Consider the following 3,188-nt stretch of genomic DNA (forward strand, 5'->3'; position numbering starts at 1 on the left):
GCATAAGCTCTGGTTAATTTTTTGTTATCGTGACCAAAACCGTGTACCATATAAACAGAATCCCAACGAACTCTTTCAGTTACTCTAACTTTTATAGAAAACGTAGAGGTAATATCATCTTGATTTTTTAACCAAACATATTGTCCTGTTTTTAATCCTAATATTCTAGCTACTTTAGGGTTTACCCAAAGATCATTTTCTTTCTTTAGATCGTTTAGATTTGGATTGTTTGCCGTTCTACTAAATGTATGCATTGGCGCTCTTCCGTAATTTAAACGGTAAAAACCTTGAGGAGGTTCTGGGTGTTTGGTATAGTTTGGAAGGGGATCGAAACCTAAATTTTTCAATTCTTTTGAATACAATTCAATTTTTCCACTTACTGTTGCAAATTCATGGGTTTTATTTTCATCCATATATAAAGGACCCGAAGTTCTTGGAAAATGTTTCACTCCAATTTTATTCATTTCTTCTAAAGAAGTTCCCATCTCTTTTAATTGCCATTCTATTACCTCTTTATAATCATCATAGTTGAAGTAATCTCCAAGGCCTAATCTTTCTCCAATTTGTTTAGCAACCCACCATCCTGGTTTAGAATCATATTTTGGTTCAACAGCAGGAACTCTTAAAGCAATAGAAGGCTCTCTATTGGTTGCAGATCTAATTCCATCATAACGCTCTAAATATGTACATTCAGGTAAAACTACATCCGCATAACCCGTAACAGCCATTGGCATTGTATCCATTACAACTATAAACTCCATTTCATCCATTGCTTTTTCAAGTAATTCTTTTTGAGGAATCGATTTTGTAATATTTGTACCCGCTACCATCATAGCTTTTACCGGATATTTGTTGTCTTCACTTGGTATAGCACATTTAATAACTTCAGAAGTGATACCCATTTGAGCGATTGGATATTTTTCACAAATATTTTTCCAATCCCATTTTGGGTGAGGGTATTTAGGTGAAGGGAATTTAGGCACCTTTATACTTTCTTTAAAGTAGAAACCACCTCTTCGTCCCCAAGAACCCAACAATGCATTTAAAATAGCCATTGCTCTTGCTCTTTGTGTATCATCTCCATACCAGCTAACGTGACGACCCGGATGAACAATTACTGAAGGAGAAGCATTTGCCATTTTACGAGCTGTTTTTCTAATCTCCTCAGGTTTTATGGTTGTTATTCCATAAGCCCATTCTGGTGTGAAATTTAGAACGTGATCTTTTAGTTCATCAAAACCGTTTGTATATTTTTTTACATATTCTTTATCATATAATTCTTCACTAATGATAACATTCATCCAAGCTAACATTAACGCAATATCAGTTGCCGGTTTAATAGCTAACCAATGTTGCGATTTACTTGCAGCTGTTGAAAAACGTGGATCTACGGTTATTATAGTTGCACCATTATCAATAGCATCAGACATTTCTTGCACTTGTGAATTGTGCATATTTTCACCAATATGTGAGCCAATAAGCACTAAACATTTGGTATCTCTAATATCAGTAGGTTCTGGTGATCCAACCCAAGAGCCATAAGTTAAAGCAAAACCAGCTTCTCGTGCACCTCTACATTGTGCATAAGCAGGTTCCGCAATTGTTTCAGAACCATAGGCTTTAAATAAATGTTCTAAGTGGCTTCCAGGCGAACCATGTTTTAATAAAGCAAAAGATTCAGCTCCATACTTTTCTTTAACCGCTTTAAATTTTGAAGCAACTAAATCAAGAGCCTCATCCCAAGATGCTTCTCTAAAAGTTTGTTCACCGTTTTCAGTAGTTCTAATTAAAGGTGTTTTTAATCGGTCTTCATCTGTGTACATTCCAACACCACCTGTTCCTCTTGGGCACAAGCGTCCATAACAATGAGGATCCGTTTCGTTACCAATAATTTTTTTGATGGTACCTTCTTCATCGGTATATGTCCAAGCGGCACACTTCCAAAAACAAACTTCGCAATAAGTAGGAGTTCTTTTAAATGTTTTCGCAACATTTTCTTTAACAAGTTCATCTAAATATGAATTTGCTCCGAACATATTCAGCGCACTTGTTGTTGCAGCTACACCTCCTAAACCTAAAGCAGAAATTTTTATAAATTTTCTTCTTGAAGTAGTCATAAGTTTAAATATTTTTTTCTGCTGTAAAGATATTTATTGAGGCATTTTTAGAGTATGATATAAGTCATAAAACCTAAAACAAACTAGTAACAATGGTTACATAACGAATTGATAAACATCTGTTTATATGTAACCAAAGTAGCGTAATTACGTTCCTCTTCTGATCCTCAAACGGTTATATTGAGTAGATAAAATATTGCCACATATTTATTTATTGTAAATTTGTAGCACATTATTATTTATGAAATTAAAAGACACTAAATTTTGGTTTTTAATAATAGCTGTAATTGCTATTACTATTTTTTTATTTTTAAGAAATATGGTATTTCAGGATACTTATGTAAAAGTAAATGAATACACAAAAATTGAGAATATAGCTCAAGAATCTTGCTTAGAATGTCATCAAAACACCAAAGGTTATTCCGATTATCACAATCCAGAATTAGTAGGTTGTATTAGTTGTCATTTAGGAAATCCAAATACTTTAGATAAGGAAGATTCGCATAAAGGAATGGTATTAATTCCAGGAAATTTATCGGATGCTAAAGTTACTTGTGGAGTATGTCATCCTAATGAATTAACTAAAATTGAAAATTCTTTAATGACTACCAATAGTGGTTTGGTAGCAGTTGACAAATACATTTTTGGTGAAGCCGATTCACCAAACGGACAATATCATATTCAGTTAATTGAAAATTCTGCGTCAGACAAACATTTAAGAGATTTATGTGCAAATTGTCATTTAGGAGCACAAAAAGAAGAATTTGGTCCGATAACTCAGTTAAGTAGAGGTGGAGGTTGTAATGCTTGTCATTTAAACTATTCTGAGGAAGCAAAAGCAGATTTAGCAAACTATATTTCTTCAGAAAAAAAAGAATTGCCTCTGCACCATCCGGCTACAAATATTTTTGTTAAAGATGAACATTGTTTCGGGTGTCATAGCCGCTCAAGTAGAATTTCAACTAATTATGAAGGCTTTCAGGAAACTTTGTTAGATGAAAGTGATGTTTTAAATAATAGTGATTATAAGGTTATAGAAGATAAACGTGTTTATAAATTTATTGAAGAAGA

2 protein-coding genes are annotated in these 3,188 nt (G+C 33.4%); one reads left to right on the forward strand and one right to left on the reverse strand.

Annotated features, from left to right (window positions below):
• A partial coding sequence (locus AB1Z17_RS14470) for a molybdopterin-dependent oxidoreductase (RefSeq protein ID WP_368052476.1) occupies positions 1-2,117 on the reverse strand: 2,117 nt, incomplete at its 3' end.
• Between the two features lie 241 nt (positions 2,118-2,358).
• Here AB1Z17_RS14470 and AB1Z17_RS14475 point away from each other — a divergent pair.
• Positions 2,359-3,188 (forward strand): hypothetical protein (locus tag AB1Z17_RS14475; RefSeq protein ID WP_368052477.1); only part of this gene is annotated, 830 nt, incomplete at its 3' end.

The organism is Lutibacter sp. (assembly GCF_040883305.1).
Classification (GTDB): domain Bacteria; phylum Bacteroidota; class Bacteroidia; order Flavobacteriales; family Flavobacteriaceae; genus Lutibacter.